This window comes from Rhodopila sp., assembly GCF_965277825.1.
Lineage (GTDB): Bacteria > Pseudomonadota > Alphaproteobacteria > Acetobacterales > Acetobacteraceae > Rhodopila.
Map to the genome: position 1 here is coordinate 764,709 of NZ_OZ255846.1, position 22,582 is coordinate 787,290.

A 22,582-nucleotide genomic window follows, 5' to 3' on the forward strand; every position below is an offset into this window, starting at 1 on the left:
CGGCTGCGCAACTGCGCGCGCTGACCGAGGGCGACTATGTGACCAAGGGGGGAGCCGGTTTTGCTGGTCGGCGAGGCGGGCACGGGGAAAACCCATCTGGCGACGCAGTTGTGCGTGGCGGCCTGCCGCCAGCGTCGCCGGATGCGCTTCACCACCGCGACGGCGCTGATCAACGAACTGGCCGAGGCGGCGCACGCCAATCAACTCATATCAGGTGCTTAATCGCGCCAACCAACACGGAGATCGCCTTTTGAAGGGTCGTTAGCGGCCGAAGCCTGCCCGTTGGATCCAGCGCTTCTTGGTTTTCTCCCGCGCAATCGCGCTGGGCCCGTTTTTCATTATTGGCACCGCTCACAATTAGCATATGATCAGGCGACGCGTCTGCGAAACGCGGCGGTCAGGGTGTTCTCCAGGAGGCACGCCACCGTCATCGGACCGACTCCGCCGGGGACCGGAGTGATCGCGCCGGCGACCGCTTTGCAGGCCGCGAACGCAACATCACCGGTCAGGCGGCCGTCCTGCATGCGGTTGATGCCGACGTCGATCACCGCACTACCGGGGCAGATCCAATCGGCCTTGACCATCTCCGGCTTGCCGACCGCCGCGATCAATATGTCGGCGCGGCGACACTCGGCCGGCAGGTCGCGGGTGTGCGAATGGGCGATGGTCACCGTCGCATCGGCGGCCAGCAACATCGACGCCAATGGCCGCCCGACGATCGCCGACCGACCCAGCACAACGGCTCGGGCGCCCGCAGTGGTGACCCCGGCGGCGCGGAGCAGTTTCATCACCCCCAGCGGGGTGCATGGCACTAAGTTAGGGCGGCCTTCGGCGAGCCGGCCGACGTTCATCGGATGGAAGCCGTCGACATCCTTGGCGGGGTCGATTGCCTCGATCACAGCCGGTGCATCGGTCCCGCGCGGCAGCGGCAACTGCACCAGAATGCCATCGATCGTCGGGTCGTCGTTCAAATTCCGTATAGCTTCCAGGAGCTCGGTCTGGCCGGTTTCGACCGGAAGGCGGATGGTGCGGGTTTCGATCCCGGCCTCTCGCGCGGCGCGGTCCTTGGTCCGGACATAGACTTTGCTGGCGGCATCCTCGCCGACCAGGACCACGGCAAGGCCGGGAGCAAAGCCGGCGGCGGCCACTCTGGCCGCAACCTCGACCCGCAACGCTGCGGCAGCGGCTCGGCCGTCGATCAACCGGGCGGTCACGCGGTTTCCGCTCGCATAACCGCCAGAACGGCGGCGGGCGCGGTTGGCCGAGATTCCTGGCAATTTCCCGAACGGGAGGGATTAGGTCGAACTTTCAGGGTCACGTCAGAGGCCCGCGAGCCCGCTCTCAAAGCAGGTACTGCATTGCACCGGTAAGGATCGCGGCTTCGATGTTGGCCACTATCATAATCGTCCCCTGGACCAGCAAGAGCAGGATAAGCGGGCTCAGATCGATATTGCCGAAATTGGGCAAAATGTTGCGGATTGGCCGCAATGCCGGTTCAGTGATGCGATACAGGAAGTCGCCGATGCTCCAGACGATACGGTTGCGGGTATCGATGACGCCAAATGACGCGAGCGTGCTGAAGATGGCGGCCAGCAGGACGGCCCACCAATAAAGATTCAGGGCCTCGAGCAGCAGCCAGAAAAGTGGCCGGATCATTTGGCGAACACTCCAGGTTCGGCCGCGAAAGCTAGCGACGGCTGCGCTGTTCCGCAACAAGCCTTGCGGGCATCCGATGACTGTTGCGCCTGGGGCGGAGCCAAATGTGATGGGGATCACAGATGTTTCACGGCTGATCGGTATGGTGTGCCGCGGCGGCCAACGCTGCCCGTTTACTGCCGCGGCCGCCGGATCACCCGTGATCCTTGTCAACCCCGGACCTTAACCTAGCCCGGCCGCTTCGGTGGCCGGGTTTTTTTCGTGCTTTGCTGGATCGGGTGTGCGACTCATGTAAAACACCGTCACATGAGCAAATTAGGCACATGAGTTGGTCAGGGCCCGGCGAGGGCGGTTCGGGGCGGCGCGGCTATCACCACGGCAACCTGCGCGAAGCCCTGATCGAAGCCGCGCTTGAACTGATCGGCGTGAAGGGTCCGGCTGGATTCACGATTGCCGAGGCTGCCCGGCTCGCCGAGGTCAGCCCGGCCGCGCCTTACCGCCATTTCCGCGACGCCGATGCGCTGCTCGCCGAGGTGGCGCTGCGCGGCTACGACCGGTTGGCGCAGAGGCTCGCGCAAGCATGGAACGGCGGACGGGGGGAGCCGGTGCGGGCATTTGAGGATCTCGGCATCGCCTACCTGGCGTTCGCGCGCAATGAGCCAGCATATTATGCGGCAATGTTCGATTCGCACCTTGTGGTCGACGCTCATCCGGGGCTGCAGTCTGCTGCAGACAGGGCATTCGCGGAGTTGCGGGAGGCAGCAGACCAGGTTGCGGCTACCCTTCCGAAGAGACGCCGGCCGCCCTCATTGATGATGGCGCTCCACATCTGGTCGATGGCGCACGGCGTCGCATCGCTGTTCGTGCGGCAGAGTCCGTCGCGACGCAAGTTACCGATGGCGGCCGAGGATTTACTTGAGGCGGGAGTTCTCATCTACCTGCAAAGCCTGGGTCTGGCGGCCGGGGAATAGGCGTTCCGAGCAGCGCCGGCCCCGCTGGACCAAGCTGCGCCCCGCCCCGCGAACTTACCTCCTTGGGGTAGCGGAAGGTGTTGCTCGGCTTGATGAGATTATCTACAACCGCCTGACTTCATCGATCCCCGAAGCTTAAGTAGATCCGCGCCCGGAGGATATAGTTGTCATATCAAATCTACTTGGCGGATGCCACGTTGCGAAGTCGGCGCTCTAGCATTTTCTCGGCGCGACCGGTTATCGACCGCAGAGCCGACCAGAGCGTTGGATCGTTATTCGTTTTGTCACTACGCTTGCCGCGGTCGTCCGCCAACGACAACGAGTGGACTGCTCCAGGCTGATATCCGCATGAAACGTGCTACAGGTGTTCGACAACATGCATTTGACCAGCCAGGTTACCCCGCCGGAAGAGAAAACCCTCGGGCCATCGGCAGCAAGCTCGATCAGGCCCACCTCGCACCTGCGACGGCTCGAGGAAGAGAGTATCTACGTTTTTCGACAAGTTGCGGGGGAATGCCGTGCTCCCGTGATGCTGTACTCGATCGGCAAAGACTCGTCGGTGCTGCTGCATCTGGCGCTCAAGGCGTTCTATCCGGCCAAGCCGAACTTCCCTTTGCTGCACATCGATACAGGGTGGAAGTTTCGCGAGATGATCGCGCACCGTGACGCAATGGCCGCCCGTTACGGATTGCGACTGATCGTGCATACGAATGAGGAAGGCCGACGGCAGGGCATCAATCCATTCGACCATGGCGGTTTTTATACGCATACGATGAAGACCGAGGCGCTGAAGCAGGCGCTTAGCAGCGGCGGGTATGATGCAGCGTTCGGCGGTGCACGTCGTGATGAGGAGAAGTCGCGCGCAAAGGAGCGCATCTTCTCGTTTCGTGATGCGGCACAAGGCTGGGACCCGAAGAACCAGCGTCCCGAGTTCTGGCGGCTATACAACAGCCGGATAAACGCCAACGAGTCGATCCGGGTGTTTCCGCTGTCCAACTGGACAGAACTTGATATTTGGCAATACATCGCCCAGGAAGACATCCCGATCGTCCCATTGTACTACGCGCAGGATCTCCCGGTCGTGAATCGCGAGGGGGTATGGATCGTTGTGCATGACCAGCGGATGCGTCTCGACCCCGGCGAAATGCCAAAGCTCAAACGGGTGCGCTTCCGCTCGCTCGGATGCTATCCGCTCTCCGCCGCTGTGGAATCGACGGCATCGAACCTGCCCGAGATCGTTGAGGAGATTATGACGTCGCGTGTCTCGGAACGCGGCGGACGGCTGATCGATCGCGACGAGAACGACTCGATGGAGCGGAAAAAGCGAGAGGGATACTTCTGAATGGGAACCGCCATCGAAGATCGTGCTACGCAAACCGAATCGTCGCCTCCAGCATCAGAAGGATTGCTGCGCTTCATCACCTGCGGCAGTGTCGATGACGGTAAATCAACCCTGATCGGGCGCTTGTTGTACGAAACCGGGTCGATCCCGGAAGACCAGCTCGCGACCCTGCGGCGCGACAGCCTCAGATACGGGACTACCGGCGAGGATGTCGACTATTCGCTATTGGTGGACGGACTCGAAGCGGAGCGCGAGCAGGCGATCACGATCGATGTCGCCTACCGATTTTTTACGACATCAGAACGACGGTTCATTGTCGCGGATACCCCAGGCCATGAACAGTACACGCGCAATATGGCCACGGGTGCATCCACCGCGGATCTTGCGATCGTGCTGGTGGACGCGCGTAAAGGGCTGCTAACGCAAACGCGTCGGCATTCCCTCATCGCAAGTCTGATGGGGATCGCTCACGTCGTCTTGGCAGTGAACAAGATCGACCTGGTGGATTTTGACCAGGTCATATTTGAAGAGATTTCGGCCGACTACAAGGCGGCTGTGGAGGCATTCAATTTCCGCAGTCTGGTGGCGATCCCGCTGTCGGCGCGGTTCGGCGACAACGTGATCGACCAAAGCCGGAGGATGCCGTGGTATCATGGACCGAGTCTGTTGCAGCAGCTCGAGGGTCTTGAACTGGGCGAAGCCGTCAGCCGTCCGTTTCGTATGCCTGTGCAATTGGTCAGTCGGCCCAACTCGAACTTTCGCGGCTATGCAGGCACCATCGCCAGTGGCCGGATCAGGCCGGGCGACAGGGTGACTGTCGCTGTTTCCGGGCGACAAACTCAGGTCACCGAGATCATCACCGCAGACGGGGCACTGCTTGAGGCACATCCCGGAAACGCGATAACGCTCGTCCTGGCCGACGACTTGGACATATCGCGGGGCGACGTATTGGCAGCGAGCGATGCCCCGGTCGGAGTGGCCGATCAGTTCCAGGCACACATGATCTGGTTGAGCGAAACAGCGTTGCAGAGCGGACGAACCTATCTGTTCAAGCTCGCCGCCCGTACTATCAGCGGTAGCATCACGCGCATTCGCCATCGCTTGGATCTGAACACCCACGGGCAGATGCAAGCGGATGAACTGGCATTGAATGAGGTCGGCGTGGTCAATCTGAGTTTCGCCACCGCGGTGGCGTTCGAGAGCTACGCCGAAAGCCGCGACCTTGGCGGCTTCATCGTCATCGATCGTCAGAGCAACGCCACGATAGGCGTCGGTATGATCGATTTCGCTCTGCGGCGCGCCACGAACATTCGGTGGCAGGAGTTGGACGTCGATCGCGCCGCACGCGCCGCGCTGAAAGGCCAGAAGCCGGCGGTGCTCTGGTTCACCGGGCTGTCCGGGGCCGGCAAATCAACCATCGCCAACCTGCTCGAACGCAAGCTGCACGCCGAGGGGCTGCACACCTGTGTGCTGGACGGCGACAACGTACGCCATGGGCTGAACCGCGACCTCGGCTTCACCGAGGCGGATCGGGTAGAGAATATCCGCCGGGTCGGCGAGGTCGCGGCGTTAATGGCGGATGCCGGCTTGTTGGTGATCGTATCTTTCATCTCGCCCTATCAGGCGGACCGCGACGCCGCACGCGAAAAGCTGCCGCCGGGAGAGTTCCTGGAAGTGTTCATCGATACGCCGATCGAGGAGTGTCGACGCCGTGATCCGAAGGGTTTGTACAGCAAGGCAGATGCCGGGCTTATCCAGAACTTCACCGGAGTCAATGCGCCGTATGAGACGCCCGCTGCCCCCGACATTCGCGTACGGGCGTCGGCGGCCACGGCTGAGGAGTCGGTCGAGCAGGTGTTGCAGGAGTTGCGGCTGCGCGCCCTGTGTTAAGCATGTCGTTCCACCCAGCCTTAGACCTGCTGGATCGGCATCGGTTCCGCTCATCTTGTTGCGCTCGCGCCGCCAGATCGGTTACGCTCGAAACCATGGCAATGATTGCGCTACGGCCGATCCCCTTGGCGGCAATCACCGCCCGTAGATTCGGTATCGCGCTGCGTCGAATGCTGATCAGTGGAACGAGGACAGATGGACTACGTCGGTTATGTAGACGAGGTTAACCGGTTCCGCGTATCTGGCTGGGTCGCTGATCGGGACGACTGGAAGAAATCGTTACGCGTCGATATTTTGGTCGAGGGTCAAGTACTTAACGTCGTCAAGGCCGCCATCTTTAGACCAAAACTCGATGAACTCGATCCTGACGCGACAGGCAGTTATTCATTCAACGTCCATTTCTCAAATCCGCTATCAATGTATCAGCAGCAAGAGGTCTTGGTTCGGGTCACAGGATCAAACTTCTATCTGACTCAGGATCAATCTGAAATCAAAGCGATATCGCCAGACCCTACGGTCTCCGTGCTTCGTCCCGTTGCGCCGGTGTTGCTGACCACCATGGGACGCACCGGTTCGACGGCGGTGATGGCTAGTCTGGCGCAGCACCCAAACATCGTCGTGGCGGGAACACGACCGTTCGAGATCGAATTAGGATGTTATTATGCCTATGCCCTGAGAACCCATGTCGCCAACGCCGACCACGAGAAATCATTGGCCACCGACAGGATAACGGCGGGAGAAAACAAGTATCAAATCGGCTTCAACCCGTATTTCCGCAAAGGCCATGGCGAGGTGTTCAAGAACCCGATGGTCCTCGACCACTTCATGACGAATCGCCTTCCCGCTCGGCTCGCAACAGCGTTTCGCGAAATCATTCTTGATTATTATGAGGAAGTTGCTCGCGATCAGGCGATAGATTATCCGATTTTCTTTGCCGAAAAGACGCTTCCCGAACGAGATTCTCGGCTTGGGATTCGCTACATGTTCCCGAAAACAAAGGAGATCTTGCTGATTCGCGATCTACGCGATGTCGTTTGTTCCGCCCGCTCCTCAAACGGTTCGGCCTTCGATCGGGTGATGGACGCCACCAAAAGCGCGGCGAGGAACTTGCAAACCATCGATGCGGCAAGGAATGACAGCGTTATGCTGCTTAAATACGAGGATTTCGTGTTGGACAACGCCAGAACCGTAGGTCGGCTTTTCGGGTATCTCGGGCTGGCGCCGATCGTTTCCGATCAAGACGGGATGAGCACCCTGTTCGCGACCCACGCCACGAGCGTCACGCCGGCTGCGTCGATCGGTCGCTGGAAAAAAGATCTGACGGCCGAACAACGCAAAAGATGCGAAGAATTCAATCCCTTTTTGGACCAGTTTGGATACGAAATTTAAGCCAGTCCCTTCGTCCACGGCGATCGCATTGCACCATCACGCCCGCTTAAGCAGGCCCTTCCCAACCCGGTGCCCCACAAGGGCATCTTTCCCCGCCCGCATCGCTGCCGACGATTTTGCTACAAGCGGCTCCGCTAACGGCTTGACGTTCAGCCTCGGCTGCCTTTATGTAAATGTGTTTTACATTCACATGAGGCCCTCAATGATGAGCGCTGCCAATCAAGACGCCTACGGACCACGTGGCTGGAACCAAGGGCCCTGGGGCAACAACCAGGCCCCTCAGTGGCAACAAAACAATAACGGGGCCAGCTACGCTGGGCAGAATTCGGGGGCCCAGAATTGGGGTCCGGGTTCGGGCAACCCGGCCTGGGTTGGGCCATTTTGGCACCACGCCGGGCTCAGCCGCCCGGCCGCAATCGCCTTCACCATACTTGGCTTCCTGTTCTGGTGGCCGGTCGGAGTCGCTTTCCTGATTTATATGATAGGGAGTGGTCGCATGGGATGCCTGGGCCGTCGCAGACGAGCTATGAACCAACAAAACTGGCAGGACGCTGGCCCGTGGGCGAATTGGAAGACCTGGGCCTGCGGACCATCGGGTCGTGCCGCCTCGACCTCGGGCAACCGAGCATTCGATGAATACAAGACCGAGACCCTGCGTCGCATGGAAGAGGAACAGAAAGAGTTCGGGTCGTTCCTGGAGCGCCTTCGTTTCGCTAAGGACAAGTCGGAATTCGACCAATTCATGGCCGAACGCCGGGCTCGCCCGCCCGCTCCACCGACAGATGAGCAGCCCGCCACCTGACGCTTCGCGGACTAGGTTGTATTCACCGATTTCGCCTACCAACTCTCAATGCGTCCATCCACCCTTAAACTGGGGCTGGGCGCATTTTCTGTTTCGCTCACCTTCCGCTTGCGTACTCTACATTCATCGGCTGTGCGCAGCCTGCAACCATATCCCGTCCGACATCTCCGGACTGCTCGTTGCGCCAATCCCGACGCAGCCAAAAGCGCTTTTCGTCAGCTTCGTGCTTGTCTGAGAGGCGCGTCACGGACAGCTAGAGGATCGTAACAAATGGCCGGCATCGACATCCTGGCGTCAGCCTTCAATGGCGCCAACGCAGCCTTTTTGGCCGATCTTTATGCACGGTGGGCGTCCCACCCGTCGGCAGTCGACCCCAGCTTCGCTGAACTTTTCGCTGCTATGAATGACGAGGCCCGTGCCGTTTTGGAGGATGCCACGGGTGCGTCCTGGGCGCCGCGCCGCGGCCTCATGGCGGGTGAAGCGAGGTCCAAGCCGACGACAGACGGGCTGGCACCGGATCAGGTCCGGGCTGCGACGATCACCTCGCTGCGGGCGCTGATGCTGATCCGGTCCTATCGGGTGCGGGGCCATCTTGAGGCGCAACTTGATCCGCTCGGTCTGCAGTCACCGCACAAGCACGCCGAGTTGGATCCGACTTCCTATGGCTTCACCGAGGCTGATCTCGACAAGCCGATCTTTATCGACAACGTGCTGGGTCGCGAAACCGCCACCCTGCGCGAGATCATGCAGGTTCTGCGACAAACCTATTGCGGCCCGATCGGTGTCGAATTCATGCACATACAGGACCCCGAACAGAAATCCTGGATCCAGCGCAAGGTTGAGGGCGCACCCTGGCGAACCACGTTCGATGCCGCTGAACAGCGCACCGTGCTGCGCCAGTTGACCGAAGCCGAAGCCTTCGAGGCGTTTTGCCAGAAGCGTTACGTAACCACCAAGCGCTTCGGCCTGGAAGGCGGCGAGGTCACCATCCCGTCGTTGCATGCGATGATTGCCGTTGCCGCGTCGTCAGGTGTGGTCGAGGTGGCGATCGGCATGCCACATCGCGGCCGGCTCAACACCTTGGTCAATATCGTCCGGAAGCCGCTGACCGCGCTGTTCAGCGAGTTCGGTGGAGAGAGCTTCAAGCCTGACGATGTGCAGGGGTCAGGCGACGTGAAGTATCATCTGGGCACCTCCACCGACCTGGAGATCGATGGCCACAACGTGCACCTGTCACTACAGCCGAATCCGTCGCACCTGGAGGCAGTCGATCCAGTCGTCGTCGGCAAAGTTCGCGCCCGGCAGGACCGCTCCGGCGATACCAAGACGCGCAAGTCGGTGATGGCGATCCTGATGCACGGCGACGCGGCGTTTGCCGGCCAGGGGCTGGTCTACGAGACGCTGGCGATGAGCCAACTGATCGGCTACCGCACCGGGGGGACGATCCACCTGGTCGTCAACAATCAGATCGGATTCACCACTGTTCCGGCGCACGCGTTCTCCGGACTGTACTGCACGGACGTGGCGAAGTCGATCCAGGCGCCAATCCTGCATGTCAACGGCGACGATCCCGAGGCAGTGGTATTCTGCTCACGGATGGCCGCGGAGTACCGCATGAAGTTCAACAGCGACATCGTGTTGGACATTGTCTGTTACCGCCGGCATGGCCACAACGAGACCGACGAGCCGGCCTTTACTCAGCCGCTGATGTATCGGGCGATCGACGCCACCAAAACCACCCGCACGCTTTATGCCGAGAAGCTGGCCAACGAGGGCATCGTGCCGGCCGCCGAGGCCAAGGCAATGCTGGATGAGTTCACCAAGACGCTGGAAGCCGCCAACGCTGCGGCTAAGGCATATCGGCCAAATAAGGCGGACTGGCTGGAAGGGCACTGGTCCGGCTTCGCCCCGGTGGATCAGCAGGAAGACGAACTGGCCGAGCAACCCACCGCCGTCATGAACGAGACGCTGAGGCGGATTGGCACCGCGCTGGCGCAAGTTCCGGATGGCTTCCACCTCAACCCGAAGATCAGCCGCCAGCTTGAGGCTAAAAAGCACGCCATCGATAGCGGCGAAAGTATCGACTGGGCGACGGGGGAGGCACTGGCCTATGGCAGCCTTCTGCTGGAAGGGACCCGTGTGCGACTGTCCGGCGAGGATAGTCAGCGCGGCACCTTCAGCCAGCGCCACGCGGTGCTGATCGATCAGGTGAATCAGCACGAATACACCCCGCTTAACAACATCGCCGAAGACCAGGCGCGGATCGAGATCTATAATTCGCTGCTTTCGGAAGCCGGCGTGCTGGGCTTCGAGTACGGCTACTCGTTGGCCGATCCGGAGACCCTGGTGCTGTGGGAAGCGCAATTTGGCGACTTCGCCAATGGTGCGCAGGTCATTATCGACCAGTTCCTGGCCAGCGGCGAAACCAAATGGCTGCGAATGTCGGGCTTGGTGTTGCTGCTACCGCACGGTTACGAGGGTCAGGGTCCAGAACACTCCTCGGCACGCATAGAGCGGTATTTGCAGCTCTGTGCCGAACGAAACATGTATATTTGCAACCTCACTACTCCTGCCAACTATTTTCATGCGTTGCGCCGGCAGCAGCACCGCAACTTCCGCAAGCCGCTGATCGTGTTCGAGCCGAAGTCGCTGTTGCGCCACAAGCTGGTGGTGTCGCGGCTGGCCGAATTCGCCGAGCATACTGGATTCCAATTCGTGATCCCGGAAATCGACGCGATCGCGCCGCCCGACCAGGTGCGCCGCGTGGCGATCTGCTCCGGCAAGGTGTATTATGATCTCCTCGCCGAACGCCGGTCGAAGCTGATCAAGGACATCGCCATCATCCGGCTGGAACAGCTTTATCCTTTTCCGGAAAACACCCTCCGCCGTGTGTTGGCACCTTACGTCAACGCCGACGTCGTGTGGTGCCAGGAAGAGCCCGAGAACATGGGTGCCTGGCAATTCGTCGACCGTCGCATTGAAAAGGTGCTCGGTCGCCTGGACACAAAGGTTCGCCGGCCGACCTACGTCGGCCGTGACCCCGCCGCCAGCCCGGCGACCGGCTTGGCCAAGGCCCACGTCGTTCAGCAGGCGCGCCTGGTAGCCACGCTGCTTGGTATCGGCTAGACCGCCAAGCGCTGTTTCCCTAAAACCCGCTCCTCACTGACGCCTGCTGCTGACTTGCGCCCCCCGCTGGCCCACGCCCCCTGCTGACCCACGCCCCCTGCTGACCCACGCCTGGAGACATATCGCCGTGGCGACTGAAATCGTTGTGCCCGCGTTGGGCGAGAGCGTCACAACCGCCACGGTTGCCCGCTGGATCAAGCAGCAAGGTGAAGCGGTGGTTGCCGACGAGCCGCTGGTCGAACTGGAAACCGATAAGGTGACCGTGGAGGTCAACGCTCCGGCCCGGGGCGTGCTGTCCTCGATCGTCGTGGCCGAGGGCATCGAGGTCGAGGTCGGTTCGATCCTTGGCCTGGTAGATGGCGCCGCGGGAGAAGCCGCCGGCCCGGCCAAGACCGCACCGGCCTCGCCGCCAAAGAAGGTGGCACGCGAGCCGCAGCCGACATCCGCAGCCGCGCAGCCGCCATCGTCTGTCGCCGAACCACGGCCGGCCGCCAATCCGCCGCCCGGGGTTCATCCGCCGCCGCGCCCGCTGGGTCCGGTGTCCCGCCCTGCCGAACCCAGTGGGGTTACCCGTGACGCCCCGGCGACGGCTCACGCGCCGCTGCCGGCTGCCGCAAAGCTGATTGAGGAGAACAAGGTTCCAGCCGAAGCACTCGGTGGGGGGACTGGCAAGGACGGGCGCATCACCAAGGGCGACGTTCTGGATTTTCTCAATCGCGCTGCTCCTGCTCCACCGGCACCGATCACAAGAGGGCCGCGTCAGGATGAGCCTCGGGAACAACGGGTGAAAATGACCCGCCTCCGCCGCACGATCGCGCTGCGGCTGAAGGAAGCGCAGAACAACGCCGCGATGCTGACCACCTTCAACGAGGTGGACATGTCGGCGATCATGACGCTGCGGACGCAATATCGCGAAGCATTCGAGAAGAAGCACAAGGGCATCCGGCTCGGCTTCATGAGCGTGTTCGTCCGTGCTTGCTGCGTGGCGCTGAAGGAATTTCCTGCGGTCAATGCCGAAATCGACGGCGACGACATCGTCTACAAGAACTTCGTCAACATGGGCATCGCCGTAGGTGGCCCGACCGGTCTCGTGGTTCCGGTGATCCGCGACGCCGACCAGCTCGGATTTGCCGGCATCGAGGCGGCAATCGCCGACTTCGGCAAGCGTGCTCGCGACGGCGTCCTCAAGCTCGAGGATCTGGCCGGCGGCACGTTCAGTATTACCAATGGCGGCATTTATGGATCAATGATGTCGACGCCGATCCTGAATCCCCCGCAGTCGGCGATCCTCGGGATGCACAAGATCCAGGAGCGCCCGATGGTTGTCGACGGCAAGATCGAGATCCGGCCAATGATGTATCTCGCAGTGTCCTACGATCACCGCATCGTCGACGGCAAGGAGGCGGTGTCCTTTTTGGTCCGGGTCAAGGAAGGCGTGGAAGATCCGCGCCGGCTGCTGCTGGATCTCTGAGTGGCCGTCGCAGCACAACCGTCCAACGTCGATAGCGGCGAGTAACCCCGAGGACTACATGAGCGATTCATTCGACGTCATCGTCATCGGTTCGGGGCCGGGCGGCTATGTCTGTGCCATCCGCGCCGCTCAATTAGGGCTGAAAGTAGCCTGCGTCGAGAAGCGTCCGACACTCGGCGGGACCTGTCTGAACATCGGCTGCATCCCGTCCAAGGCGCTGCTGCAGTCATCGCAGGAGTTCGAGAAAACCGGCCATTCGCTAAAGGATCATGGCGTGATGGTCGATAGCGTGAAGCTGGATCTCGTTCGTATGCAAGCGCGCAAGAACGAGGTCGTCAACGCCAACACCAAGGGCGTCGAATTCTTGTTTCGCAAGAATAAGGTCACTTGGCTGAAGGGCACTGGCCGGATCGCCGCGCCTGGCACAGTCGATGTCGACGGCACTCCCTATACCGCGAAAAGCATTGTCATCGCGACCGGCAGCGAGAGCGTCCCGCTGCCCGGTGTTGCGGTCGATGAAGAGCGGATCGTCACCTCAACCGGTGGGCTGGAACTTCCAATTGTTCCCAGGCACTTGGTCGTGATTGGTGCCGGGTATATCGGGCTGGAACTTGGCAGTGTCTGGCACCGTCTCGGCGCCGAGGTGACCATTGTCGAGTTCTTGGACAGGATTGTACCAGGAATGGACAGCGAAATCGCCTCGGCGTTCCAACGCATCCTGCAGAAGCAGGGGCTGAAGTTCCGCCTGGGCATGAAGGTTAGCCAGGCAGCAACGACGGCAGATGGGGTTACCCTGACGATGCAGCCCGTCAAGGGCGGCGCGGCGGAGACGATCATAGCGGATGTGGTCCTGGTTTCGGTTGGCCGTCGTCCCTATACCGATGGCCTTGGCTTGCAGCAGGTCGGCGTCGAGCTCGATGACCGCCAACGGGTCAAGGTCGATGCCAGCTACGCCACCAACGTGTCGGGTATCTACGCTATCGGCGACGCGATAGCTGGCCCGATGCTTGCGCATAAGGCCGAGGACGAAGGTGTCGCGGTGGCGGAGATCCTAGCCGGACAGGTAGGGCACGTTAACTACGGGGCGATCCCCGGGGTGGTCTATACGTGGCCAGAAGTTGCCTCGGTGGGGCGGACGGAGGAAGAACTGAAGGCTGGCAGGGTCGCCTATTCAATCGGCAAATTCCCGTTCACCGCGAACTCCAGGGCGCGCGCGATGGGGGACACCGACGGTTTTGTGAAGATCTTGGCGGAGAAATCGACCGACCGATTGCTTGGCGCGCATGTGCTTGGCCCCGATGCTGGTACATTGATCGCGGAACTGACCACCGCGATCGAATTCGGAGCTTCGGCCGAGGACGTCGCGCGGATTTGCCACGCCCATCCGACGCTCAGCGAGGCAGTAAAGGAAGCGGCCCTAGCGGCCGGCGGACGGGCAATCCATATCTGAGGTCATGGAACTGACGTTCAATTCGGTGCGGCAACGCGATGTGCTGTGCGCGGACGCGGAGCGGTGAAACCGCTTGCGCTGACAATGGGCGACCCGGCGGGGATTGGCGGTGAACTGTCCCTAAAAGCGTGGCTAGCGCTGCGCGAAAGCGGGATCGCGTTCGTGGCGCTGGATGATCCGGTTCGGCTGCGGCAATTGGCGCTCGATCAAGGCCTTGTGGTGCCATTGCGGACAGTGAGACATGCTGACGAGGCTACTGAAGCGTTTCAATCGGCGCTGCCTGTTCTGGCCGTGCCGCTGGCTTCGGCCGCAATTCCGGGACGGCCCGATCCGGCGAACGCGGTTGCGGTCGTTGCATCGATCGAGCAGGCGACGAAGCTTGCGCTGGCCGGGACGGTCGGTGCCGTCGTTACCAATCCGATCAATAAGGCCGGCTTGTACAGAGCCGGTTTTCCCTTTCCTGGGCATACCGAATTTCTCGCTGAACTGACCGGCGCCACCGGGCAGCAGATCATGATGCTCGTTAGTCCGATGCTACGTGTCGTGCCTGTGACGGTACACGCGTCATTGCGGGATTCGATCGAGATGCTGACAACCGAGATGATCGTCGCGGCTGGTCGCACCACCGCCACTGCGCTGCGCCGCGATTTCGGCATCGCCTCCCCTCGTCTGGCAATCGCCGGGCTAAATCCCCACGCTGGAGAGCGGGGCGCACTGGGAACTGAGGAAACCACGCTGGTGCGGCCGGCTATTGACGTGTTGCGAGCCGAGCGAATCGAGGTCTCTGGTCCCTGGCCGCCCGACACAATGTTCACCGCCGCCGCGCGCAGCCGCTATGACGTGGCCATCTGCATGTACCACGACCAGGCCCTGATCCCGCTTAAGACGCTGGACATGGACCATGGCGTAAACGTGACCTTGGGGCTGCCGATCGTGCGGACGTCGCCCGATCATGGCACCGCCTTCGATATCGCGGGCAAAGGCGTGGCCGATGCCACTAGCCTGCTGGCCGCGATCGCGTTGGCCGGGGAGCTGGCCCGGCGTCGGCGAGCATAGCCGGGAAGGTGGTGGCGCGGAGGGGTTTTCATGAGATCGGCTCAAGCACAGATCAGCCGATATCGGGATCAAGGGTTTGTTCCCACGCGGAGCCTCTAGATCTAGACCTAATACCAGCCGCCCTAGACACTGACTGTTGCCCACTCCCTGGTGCCAATGGATCGAATTCGATCTGGATCATCGACCAGCCAGTTCCAGGCCTCTGCGCAAGCCTCGAGGATCTCGTCGTAGCTGTCCCATACGCAGGCGGAGAGTTTGTTGGCGCGAAGGTAATCCCAGACATTCTCCATCGGGTTAAGTTCCGGGGCGTAGGGCGGCAGCGGCAACAGCACGATGTTGTCGGGCAGCTTGATGTCGCCGCCGCGCTGATGCCACCCGGCGCCGTCACAGATAATCGCCGCGATCGAGCCGGGCGCGACCTGCGTGCTGATCTCGGCGAGGTGCAGGTTCATGCATTCCATGTTGGCGGCTGGCGCGATGATCGCCGCGCCGACACCGCGTGCCGGACAGATCGCGCCAAAGATGTAGGCGGTGTCGTGGCGGTTGTCGCGCAGCATCGGCGGACGCGAACCGACCGGCGCCCAGACATAACTGAGCGAGCCTTTCTGCCCGACCCTGGCCTCATCCTGGAACCAGATCTCCACCGGCGTGGCCGCGGTGCAGCCGTTCAGGGCTTGCTTCAGGCTGGCACCGAAGTTTTTTTAAAAGCCTCCTGCGCCGCCGCATCCTTCCTGGGATGATACGGCCGCGGCTGCAGCTGGGTGAGCTTCAGTTTGTGCAGCCACTTGCCGATCGTGCGTTCGGGTACGGTGACCGAGAACCGCCTTGTCACCTCGGCGCGCAGATCGACACAGCGCCAGCGGATGACCTTATGGATGTTCGGATCAGGCCCGGCGATCACCAGCTCGCGCAGTTCCGCCATCTGCGCCTCGCTCAGTTTGGCGCGCGCCCCCGGTGGCTTGCGCGACACCAGGCCGTCAAGGCCGGCATGGTTATAACGATGCACCCAGTCGCGCAGGGTCTGACGGTCCATGCCCGCCTGGCGCGCGGCATCAAGCCGCGAGACCCCGTCGTGGATCATCGCGATTGCCAACAGCCGCCGGGCCTGGCCGGCGTCGTCGCTCTTCGCCGCCAGGGCACGCAGTTCCGCCGGCGCGTGGTCGATGCGAGTAATTTTGATCGCTGCGCTCATCGCGTCCTCCAATGCAGCGAATCGATGCTGCAGCGAGAGCGAATCGTACTTTCGCGGTCTTGAGAATCGGGGGGCCGAGAAATCTAGCGAGAGTCGTCTTCAGTGGCGGCTGGTATAAATCGCCATGTTTTCGATTTAATAATCTGATGAGGAACCCTGACCCTGGCGTAGGCTCAGAATCCAATTAAACAATAACTCTTGTCCCGGCTCGGTTGGTTGCCATTCAAGCTTCCCAGCTTGACTGGGGACAGGTGAATGGCAAACGAATACTGGCTGAACGACGAATAGTGGGCGGCGATTCAACCGCTGATCCCGACCCATCGTCGAGGGGTCAGGCCGGGCCGCATCAGCGGCATCCTGCATGTGCTGAAGTTTGGTTGCCGCTGGCGCGACTGTCCCGTAGTCTATGGCCCGCATACCACGATCTACAATCGCTTTAACCGGTGGTCGAAATCCGGCATCTGGCAGCGCATACTGCAACAGCTGATCACCCCGGAGGCGGTTGATTTGCAAAGCATCGACAGCACCACCGCCAAGGCGCACCGATGCAGTGGCGGAGGAAAAGGGGGGCCGATTTGCAGGCGATCGGGCGCAGCCGAGGCGGCCGAACGACGAAAATCCACGCCGTTGCCGACCGCCGCGGGCGTCTGATCGGGTTCGATCTAACCCCCGGGCAGAGAAGCGACATACGAGCCGCCAACGACTTGCTGGCGAAACTGCCAAAGGCCGACCATCTGCTCGGCGATACCGCCTATGACAGCGACGACCTTCGCGGCTCGCTGGCAGAGCGCGGAACCACCCCGGTGATCAAGCCCAACCCGAGGCGCAAGAACGTCCCCGCGTTCGACACCACGATCTACAAACTACGCAATCTGATCGAGCGAGCCTTCGCCCATCTGAAGGATTGGCGCCGCGTCGCCACCCGCTACGACAAGCTCAAGCGAAATTTCAGCGCGACAGTCGCACTGGCGGCCATCATCATCTGGTGGACTTGAAATTGAGTCCGGAGCCTAGTCCAACCGGCGGGAAAATCACCCTTTACAGAGACCAAATCGGTTTAATTGCTGCGCCAGCCGCAGCAGGCCGAAGTAGCGGATGTCGATCTCCTCGCGCACGATCGTCAGCCCATGACGGCCAACGATCCCGCCCACCCGAGTGTGGTCTGTGGTATGTACAAGTATGTCGACACGATGGCCGATTTCGCCAACCACCGACTTATGTAATTACCGTCGGTTAGGTCCAGGGCAACGATTTCCACACCTGGAACCGCGCGGAGTGCTGCCTCGCCCGGGAACGGCTTCCATGCATCGGCGATGCCGGCGAAGATGATTGCGGCACCCGCCGCCGCCATCGCCTGGCCGGTGGCGTTGCGGGCATCGGTGATCAGCACACGGCGGAACTTCGGATCGCATGTCAGTTCCCGCAACTGCACGCCGTCCTCCTCATGCTCGGTTGGCTGCTCCGGCATTGCCAGCGCCACCGCGTTGCCGCTTTTGTCGAGACGCAATGTCATACGGACCCGGTCGCCCTCGATGGCATCGCCATACAGGTGAGCAACCAGTGATGGGCCGCAGTCCAGGGCGACGGTGCCGATGTGCCAAGGCGTGCGTTCGTGGAAGTAGATATCGGTGCTGGTGCGGATCGGCCGCCGCGACCCGGTGGTGCTGGCGGAGCGCGCTTTCGACCTCGACGGCGGCGATGTTCTGGCCGGAGCGGCGCATGATGTTCTTGCGTCGGTCGACGAAGTGCAACGATCCGTCCGGCCCGCGTCGGACCACATCGCCGGTTTGGAACCAGCCGTCTGTCCAGGCCTCGGCGGTGGCGGCGGCGTCTTTCAGATATGCCCGGAAGAAACCGAAACCACGGTCGGGTCCGGCGTGGCGGACCAGAAGTTCGCTTTGTTCCGCGTTGCTGCCGTCTTCCTGGACAATGCGGCATTCGACCTCGGGGCCAGGGCGGCCGAAGCAGCAGGTGCCAACATGGCGGGGTTCGTCACTGGCTGCGATCATCGCACCCGCGCCGGTCTCGGTCATCGCCCAGGCCTCGATCAGCAGGAAGCCAAACCGTTGCTCGAACGGCGCTTGCAGCTTGCCGTCGACCCCGGCGCCGAAGCCGAAACGAACTGCGTGGTCCCGATCGTTCGCCGTCGGCGGATCAGCCGTCAGCATCGCCGGCATGACTCCAAGATAATGGATCAGCGTTGCGCCCGACTCGCGTACCGTCTGCCACCATCACCGAGGATGGAACCAATCGAGCGGGATCAGGCAGCCTCCGGTGAGCAGCATCGCCATCACCGAGCAGGCAAGGGCGTTCATATGATGCAATGGTAGCGGCGTCAGCATCCGCTCCTGACGCAGCGATGCCAACCCGCCAAGGCAGGCGTACCAATCCCCGGCGGCGAGAAAATAGCTGTTGGCCAGCACGCAGCCTTTCGGCCGTCAGGTGGTGCAGGACATGTCGAGCAGCGCGGCCTCATCCCAGGGCGCAGCGGGCCTTGTAACCGTGGCCGGGGTTTCATCCGGCGCGGTGATCGCCACGGGATGATCGCCAGCGGCTTGCCGCACCGCGGCACGGCGGGACGGTATCGCGATCACCGCGACCAGTTCAGAGTATGCGATATAATTGCGCATCTGCCTCTCGGTTGTACCGTTGTCGACGGCAAGGCGCTGCTCTCCGGGTTCGAACAGGCGGTGCAAGCTGACCCAGGGATTGTCGTCGGCGTGTGCCCCTCCTGCGCGCGCTCATACATTTCCAGGTCGTCATGCCCGACCACGGATGTCGGTGCGTCGACGAGACGGTTATAATTAGCTTTCGTTCCAGCACAAAATCCGGTGCGTCAACCAGACCGAATGTCCAGCTTTCAACCAGTGTGCGATCAGGGCCCAGCGGCTTGAACAGGCGCAGCAACTGGATCGGCCCCTTCACCTTCAGATTAGGGAAGTAGATCGTGTTATATTATATTATGCCGGTTCTCACCCAGGATCGCCCTGGCGCGGGCTTCACCATAGGCGGCGACCATGCGCTCGAAATAATCCGGTACCGCCGTGTAGTTTGAGTGGATCGAGCAATAAACTTCGGTGTGGCCGTGGTCATTTTCCCAGGTGCGGATACCCATTTTTTTTGAAGAACTCGTATGGCGCCATGAACGGCGCGTAAATCTCCACCGCCATCGGCTTCGGGGTTTGCTCGCCGGCGCGCTTCCATAGGTCGATCGCGGTGCCGGCTCATCTTCCAGTTGCAGTTGTGCATGTAACGCAGCAGCCCGCCGGCGACTTCCAGCCGACCGGCCGGCGACCGATCAACCATGTTATCGATGCTGGACAGCGAGTCGCCAAAGAACGTCGCGAAATCGGCGCCCCCGGCCGCCATCTTGGCGGACACGAAGCAGCGGTAATTGTGGATGTGCCGAACCGGCGTCAGGCCACGTGCCGCCGCGCTGTCGGTGAAGCGGGTGTTGTCATAGCCTTCGGGTAACGGCAGCTCGGCGAGGCTGCCGTCGGTGCGGAAGCTCCAGGGGTGATATGGGCAGCGGAACAATTGCCCGGTGTTGCCGCTGGTCTCGGTGGTGATGCGCGTGCCTTTATGTGGGCAGCGGTTGTACAGCACATGCAGAGAACCATCCTCGTGGCGCACCATTAGCACCGGCTGTGCGCCGATCGTGGTGCCGAAGTAGTCACCCGGCTTCGGCACTTGGGAATCGTGGGCGACATAGACCCAGGTATTGGCAAACAGCCGCTCCATCTCCGGGCGAAGACCACGGGGTCGTTGTAAACATCGCGATGGACCTCGGCGTCGCGCACCAGGGCGCGCAGGGCGTCGGGATCATCGCGGTAGCGCGTTGTCATGCCGCCTGCCTCCCATCCAGGAAGGAATCGACGGTGCGTAGTGCCTGCCGCAGCGCCAGTCCTGGTTCATCCTCCACCGCTGCCTTGCGCAGGCGGCGCACCCAACCAGCGGCGTCTGGGCGGCCGCGCGGGCGTTCCGCCGCCGCCATCAACCTGGGCATACTTATCCAAACCACGGCTATGGGTGTCGCTATATCCTTTGATTTCGCGCCGGTGCGCGGCGCCACGCCGAGCACCGAGGTCGATTGCGCACGCCAGCCCTCGCGTTCGGCCAGCGGCACGATCCAGTCCACCAGCACGCCACCGCCCTGACCGCCGATCGCCAGCACCGCGATGGTGATCGGGCGATCATGTCAGGCTGATATCCCAGCGGCCGGCGCCCACTGCCGAGCGGCGCGGGGGCGCCAGAGGAAGCCGATCACCGCGCCGCACATGCGGGCGAGCAGCAGATCGATCCGGCTTAGATTCTCGACCAGATCGGCGCGATAGAATGACGGGCACAGTACCGCGGCGTTGGCGACCTCACCGCAATGGCCGCAACTAACGCAGGAATTGTCCACCACCGCGACTGGGTCGTCGCGCAGCTTCTCTCCGGTGTGCTTCAGCGACAGCGAGGGGCAGCCCGACAGCCGCATACAGGCGTGATCGCCGGTGCAGACGTCTTGACCGACGCCGAATCTCGGCCGCACGACACGCTTGCCGGCCCTTGCCGCTGCTTGCAGCAGGGGCTTTTCCCGCCGCTGGCGGTTCAGCATGCACTCCGACGACGCAACGATCACCTTCTGGCCGTGCGCCTTCGTGGTCAGCGCCGAACGCAGTGTGTCGCGCATATGGGCGACGTCGTAGGTGCGATCGACCTGCCGCACCCATCCCGCGCCGACACCGCGCACCGCTCGCGCGATCGCGTGCCCGGTGGAGCGGCGGCGGCTCGTCGCGCGTGACGACAGCAGATCCTGCCCGCCGGTCGCGGCCGAGTAATGATTATCGACGATGACTGTGACGTGGTCGCTCTTGTTGTAGACCGCATTGCCGATGCTGGAATTCAGTCCGTTATGCCAGAACCCGCCATCGCCGAGGAACGAGACCACGCGTTTGCCCTCGCCGCCATTCAGCGCCGAGGCGGAGGCTGGGCCCAGCCCATAGCCCATGGTCGTGGCGCCGATATTGAACGGCGGCAGGATCGAGAAAAGCTGGCAGCCGATGTCGGCGGTCACGTGGTGCGACCCAAGTTCCTGCTCGACCAACTTCATGGCGGAGAAGATCGGCCGTTCCGGACAGCCGCTGCAGAAGCCGGGCGGCCGGGCGGGGACGACATTGGCCAAGGCGCGGACGGGATCCTCGTCCAGGATGGCGGCGACATTGGCGGGCGGCGTTAGTTCGCTGGCCATGCCCACGGCGGCGAAGAAACCGCGCACACGTTGCTCCAGCACCGCGACGGCATATTCACCGGCCATCGGCAGAACGCGCTTGCCTTGCAGGCGGGTCGGCAGGTCGGCCTCGCGCAGGATTTTCGCCAGCGCTTGTTCGATGAAGTCGGGCTGGCTTTCCTCCATCAGCACGGCGCGCTTGTCGGCGCAGAAGCCGGTAACTTCGGCGTCAACCAGCGGGTAGGTAACGTTCAGCACGTAGAGCGGGACTCGCGTGGCGCCCCAGATATCGGCGAGCCCGATCCGCATCAGCGCGCGCATCACGCGGTTGTACATGCCGCCTTGCAGGATGATGCCGACGTTGGACAAGTCGCCGTCGAACAAATCGTTCAGGCGGTGCACCCGGATGTAGTCAACCGCGGCGGCCCAGCGGCGGGCGATCTTGTCGCGCTCATGCGGGAAGCTGGCCGGCGGCAGCACGATGTGCCCGGTGTCGCGCCGCGGGGCGTTGCGCGCCTGGGTCAAGGAGAACGGCGGCGAGCGGTTGTCCTTGGTGATGAAGCTGCCGTGCAGGTGGCAGGCGCGGATTCGCACCCCCAGCATCACTGGCGTGCCGGAGGCTTCCGACAACGCAAACCCGTGCTCCACCATGCGCACGAGCGACGGCAGGTCGGGCCGTGGATCCAGCAGCCAAAGCTGTGATTTCATGGCGATCGCGTGGCTGCGCTCCTACATGATCGAGGAACCCTCGCCGTAGTCCTCGCCGAGGATGATCAATGCTCCGCCTGTCACGCCGCTGGATGCCAGGTTCGACAGCACGTCGGAGGCGACATTGGTCCCAGCGGTGCTTTTGAACGTCACCGCGCCACGGATCGGATACATTACGAGGTGGCGAGGGTCGCGGCCGCCGCTGCCTCATTGGCGCTGGATTCGAGATGCACCCCGAGTTCAGACAGGATGACGGACGCATCCGCCAATACATTCATCAGGTGCGAGATCGGCGCCCCTGGTAACCGGCGACATAG

20 protein-coding genes and 2 pseudogenes are annotated in these 22,582 nt (G+C 62.1%); 11 read left to right on the top strand and 11 right to left on the bottom strand.

Going from position 1 to position 22,582, the window contains the following annotated elements:
* Positions 1-60 precede the first annotated feature (60 nt).
* Positions 61-222 carry an ATP-binding protein gene (locus ACQY4T_RS04135; RefSeq protein ID WP_428538062.1) on the top strand — a complete coding sequence of 54 codons (162 nt, stop codon included), beginning with the start codon at positions 61-63 and terminating at the stop codon, positions 220-222.
* 146 nt (positions 223-368) lie between these two features.
* On the opposite strand, the gene folD is transcribed toward ACQY4T_RS04135, so the two are convergent.
* Positions 369-1,214: a bifunctional methylenetetrahydrofolate dehydrogenase/methenyltetrahydrofolate cyclohydrolase FolD gene (gene folD / locus ACQY4T_RS04140; RefSeq protein WP_428538065.1), complete on the bottom strand. Its 846-nt coding sequence runs from the start codon at positions 1,212-1,214 to the stop codon at positions 369-371.
* A 127-nt stretch (positions 1,215-1,341) separates the two neighbouring features.
* Entirely contained in the window at positions 1,342-1,656 is a 315-nt protein-coding gene (locus ACQY4T_RS04145; protein ID WP_428538068.1) for a YggT family protein, read from the bottom strand.
* Between the two features lie 323 nt (positions 1,657-1,979).
* Here ACQY4T_RS04145 and ACQY4T_RS04150 point away from each other — a divergent pair, with 323 nt between their 5' ends.
* The 9 genes from ACQY4T_RS04150 to pdxA all read left to right on the top strand — a co-directional run bounded on the left by ACQY4T_RS04150 (position 1,980) and on the right by pdxA (position 15,153).
* On the top strand, positions 1,980-2,627 hold the full coding sequence (locus ACQY4T_RS04150) for a TetR/AcrR family transcriptional regulator (RefSeq protein ID WP_428538071.1): 648 nt from the start codon (positions 1,980-1,982) through the stop codon (positions 2,625-2,627).
* A 364-nt stretch (positions 2,628-2,991) separates the two neighbouring features.
* Positions 2,992-3,969: a sulfate adenylyltransferase subunit CysD gene (gene cysD / locus ACQY4T_RS04155; protein WP_428538074.1), complete on the top strand. Its 978-nt coding sequence runs from the start codon at positions 2,992-2,994 to the stop codon at positions 3,967-3,969.
* Entirely contained in the window at positions 3,970-5,859 is a 1,890-nt protein-coding gene (gene cysN, locus ACQY4T_RS04160) for a sulfate adenylyltransferase subunit CysN (protein ID WP_428538077.1), read from the top strand.
* A 195-nt stretch (positions 5,860-6,054) separates the two neighbouring features.
* On the top strand, positions 6,055-7,248 hold the full coding sequence (locus ACQY4T_RS04165; protein ID WP_428538080.1) for a sulfotransferase: 1,194 nt from the start codon (positions 6,055-6,057) through the stop codon (positions 7,246-7,248).
* Positions 7,249-7,453: 205 nt separating this feature from the next.
* Entirely contained in the window at positions 7,454-8,050 is a 597-nt protein-coding gene (locus ACQY4T_RS04170) for a DUF2852 domain-containing protein (protein WP_428542702.1), read from the top strand.
* A gap of 270 nt (positions 8,051-8,320) precedes the next feature.
* On the top strand, positions 8,321-11,176 hold the full coding sequence (locus ACQY4T_RS04175) for a 2-oxoglutarate dehydrogenase E1 component (RefSeq protein WP_428538083.1): 2,856 nt from the start codon (positions 8,321-8,323) through the stop codon (positions 11,174-11,176).
* 127 nt (positions 11,177-11,303) lie between these two features.
* Positions 11,304-12,647, top strand: a complete 1,344-nt coding sequence (odhB, locus tag ACQY4T_RS04180; protein ID WP_428538086.1) for a 2-oxoglutarate dehydrogenase complex dihydrolipoyllysine-residue succinyltransferase — start codon at positions 11,304-11,306, stop codon at positions 12,645-12,647.
* A gap of 58 nt (positions 12,648-12,705) precedes the next feature.
* A complete protein-coding gene (gene lpdA / locus ACQY4T_RS04185; RefSeq protein ID WP_428538089.1) occupies positions 12,706-14,097 on the top strand; it encodes a dihydrolipoyl dehydrogenase in 1,392 nt (463 codons plus the stop codon).
* Positions 14,098-14,160: 63 nt separating this feature from the next.
* Positions 14,161-15,153 (top strand): 4-hydroxythreonine-4-phosphate dehydrogenase PdxA, encoded by a 993-nt coding sequence (gene pdxA / locus ACQY4T_RS04190; protein ID WP_428538091.1) that lies wholly within the window; start codon positions 14,161-14,163, stop codon positions 15,151-15,153.
* A 122-nt stretch (positions 15,154-15,275) separates the two neighbouring features.
* On the opposite strand, the gene ACQY4T_RS04195 is transcribed toward pdxA, so the two are convergent.
* A protein-coding gene (locus tag ACQY4T_RS04195; RefSeq protein WP_428531896.1) for an IS630 family transposase occupies positions 15,276-16,345 on the bottom strand; the annotation gives its coding sequence in 2 pieces (ribosomal slippage) (positions 15,276-15,856 and positions 15,856-16,345; 1,071 coding nt in all).
* A 297-nt stretch (positions 16,346-16,642) separates the two neighbouring features.
* On the opposite strand from ACQY4T_RS04195, the pseudogene ACQY4T_RS04200 reads away from it, so the two are divergent.
* Positions 16,643-17,340: pseudogene (locus tag ACQY4T_RS04200) on the top strand (IS5 family transposase).
* A gap of 125 nt (positions 17,341-17,465) precedes the next feature.
* On the opposite strand, the gene ACQY4T_RS04205 reads toward ACQY4T_RS04200, so the two are convergent.
* The 8 genes and pseudogenes from ACQY4T_RS04205 to ACQY4T_RS04240 all read right to left on the bottom strand — a co-directional run bounded on the left by ACQY4T_RS04205 (position 17,466) and on the right by ACQY4T_RS04240 (position 22,418).
* A complete protein-coding gene (locus ACQY4T_RS04205; protein WP_428538094.1) occupies positions 17,466-17,813 on the bottom strand; it encodes a hypothetical protein in 348 nt (115 codons plus the stop codon).
* Positions 17,788-18,564, bottom strand: a pseudogene (locus ACQY4T_RS04210) (AMP-binding protein); the annotation flags it as partial. The gene ACQY4T_RS04205 and the pseudogene ACQY4T_RS04210, both read right to left, overlap by 26 nt.
* Positions 18,565-18,576: 12 nt before the next feature.
* A complete protein-coding gene (locus ACQY4T_RS04215) occupies positions 18,577-18,768 on the bottom strand; it encodes a hypothetical protein (RefSeq protein WP_428538097.1) in 192 nt (63 codons plus the stop codon).
* A gap of 15 nt (positions 18,769-18,783) precedes the next feature.
* On the bottom strand, positions 18,784-18,975 hold the full coding sequence (locus tag ACQY4T_RS04220; protein WP_428538100.1) for a hypothetical protein: 192 nt from the start codon (positions 18,973-18,975) through the stop codon (positions 18,784-18,786).
* 325 nt (positions 18,976-19,300) lie between these two features.
* Positions 19,301-20,086, bottom strand: a complete 786-nt coding sequence (locus ACQY4T_RS04225) for a Rieske 2Fe-2S domain-containing protein (protein ID WP_428538103.1) — start codon at positions 20,084-20,086, stop codon at positions 19,301-19,303.
* 100 nt (positions 20,087-20,186) lie between these two features.
* On the bottom strand, positions 20,187-20,519 hold the full coding sequence (locus ACQY4T_RS04230; RefSeq protein ID WP_428538106.1) for a hypothetical protein: 333 nt from the start codon (positions 20,517-20,519) through the stop codon (positions 20,187-20,189).
* Positions 20,520-20,543: 24 nt separating this feature from the next.
* A complete protein-coding gene (locus ACQY4T_RS04235) occupies positions 20,544-22,265 on the bottom strand; it encodes a thiamine pyrophosphate-dependent enzyme (RefSeq protein WP_428538109.1) in 1,722 nt (573 codons plus the stop codon).
* Positions 22,266-22,286: 21 nt separating this feature from the next.
* Complete coding sequence (locus ACQY4T_RS04240; protein ID WP_428538112.1) at positions 22,287-22,418, bottom strand: hypothetical protein; 132 nt, start codon at positions 22,416-22,418, stop codon at positions 22,287-22,289.
* Between the last annotated feature and the right edge of the window lie 164 nt (positions 22,419-22,582).

Bases quoted from the DNA above. Each gene is read 5' to 3' on its own strand.
- ACQY4T_RS04145 (WP_428538068.1), bottom strand. From the start codon at position 1,656: ATGATCCGGCCACTTTTCTGGCTGCTGCTCGAGGCCCTGAATCTTTAT.
- ACQY4T_RS04150 (WP_428538071.1), top strand. From the start codon at position 1,980: ATGAGTTGGTCAGGGCCCGGCGAGGGCGGTTCGGGGCGGCGCGGCTAT.
- cysN (WP_428538077.1), top strand. From the start codon at position 3,970: ATGGGAACCGCCATCGAAGATCGTGCTACGCAAACCGAATCGTCGCCT.
- ACQY4T_RS04165 (WP_428538080.1), top strand. From the start codon at position 6,055: ATGGACTACGTCGGTTATGTAGACGAGGTTAACCGGTTCCGCGTATCT.
- ACQY4T_RS04170 (WP_428542702.1), top strand. From the start codon at position 7,454: ATGAGCGCTGCCAATCAAGACGCCTACGGACCACGTGGCTGGAACCAA.
- ACQY4T_RS04175 (WP_428538083.1), top strand. From the start codon at position 8,321: ATGGCCGGCATCGACATCCTGGCGTCAGCCTTCAATGGCGCCAACGCA.
- lpdA (WP_428538089.1), top strand. From the start codon at position 12,706: ATGAGCGATTCATTCGACGTCATCGTCATCGGTTCGGGGCCGGGCGGC.
- ACQY4T_RS04205 (WP_428538094.1), bottom strand. From the start codon at position 17,813: ATGCCGGAGCAGCCAACCGAGCATGAGGAGGACGGCGTGCAGTTGCGG.
- ACQY4T_RS04220 (WP_428538100.1), bottom strand. From the start codon at position 18,975: ATGCGCAATTATATCGCATACTCTGAACTGGTCGCGGTGATCGCGATA.
- ACQY4T_RS04225 (WP_428538103.1), bottom strand. From the start codon at position 20,086: ATGGAGCGGCTGTTTGCCAATACCTGGGTCTATGTCGCCCACGATTCC.
- ACQY4T_RS04235 (WP_428538109.1), bottom strand. From the start codon at position 22,265: ATGAAATCACAGCTTTGGCTGCTGGATCCACGGCCCGACCTGCCGTCG.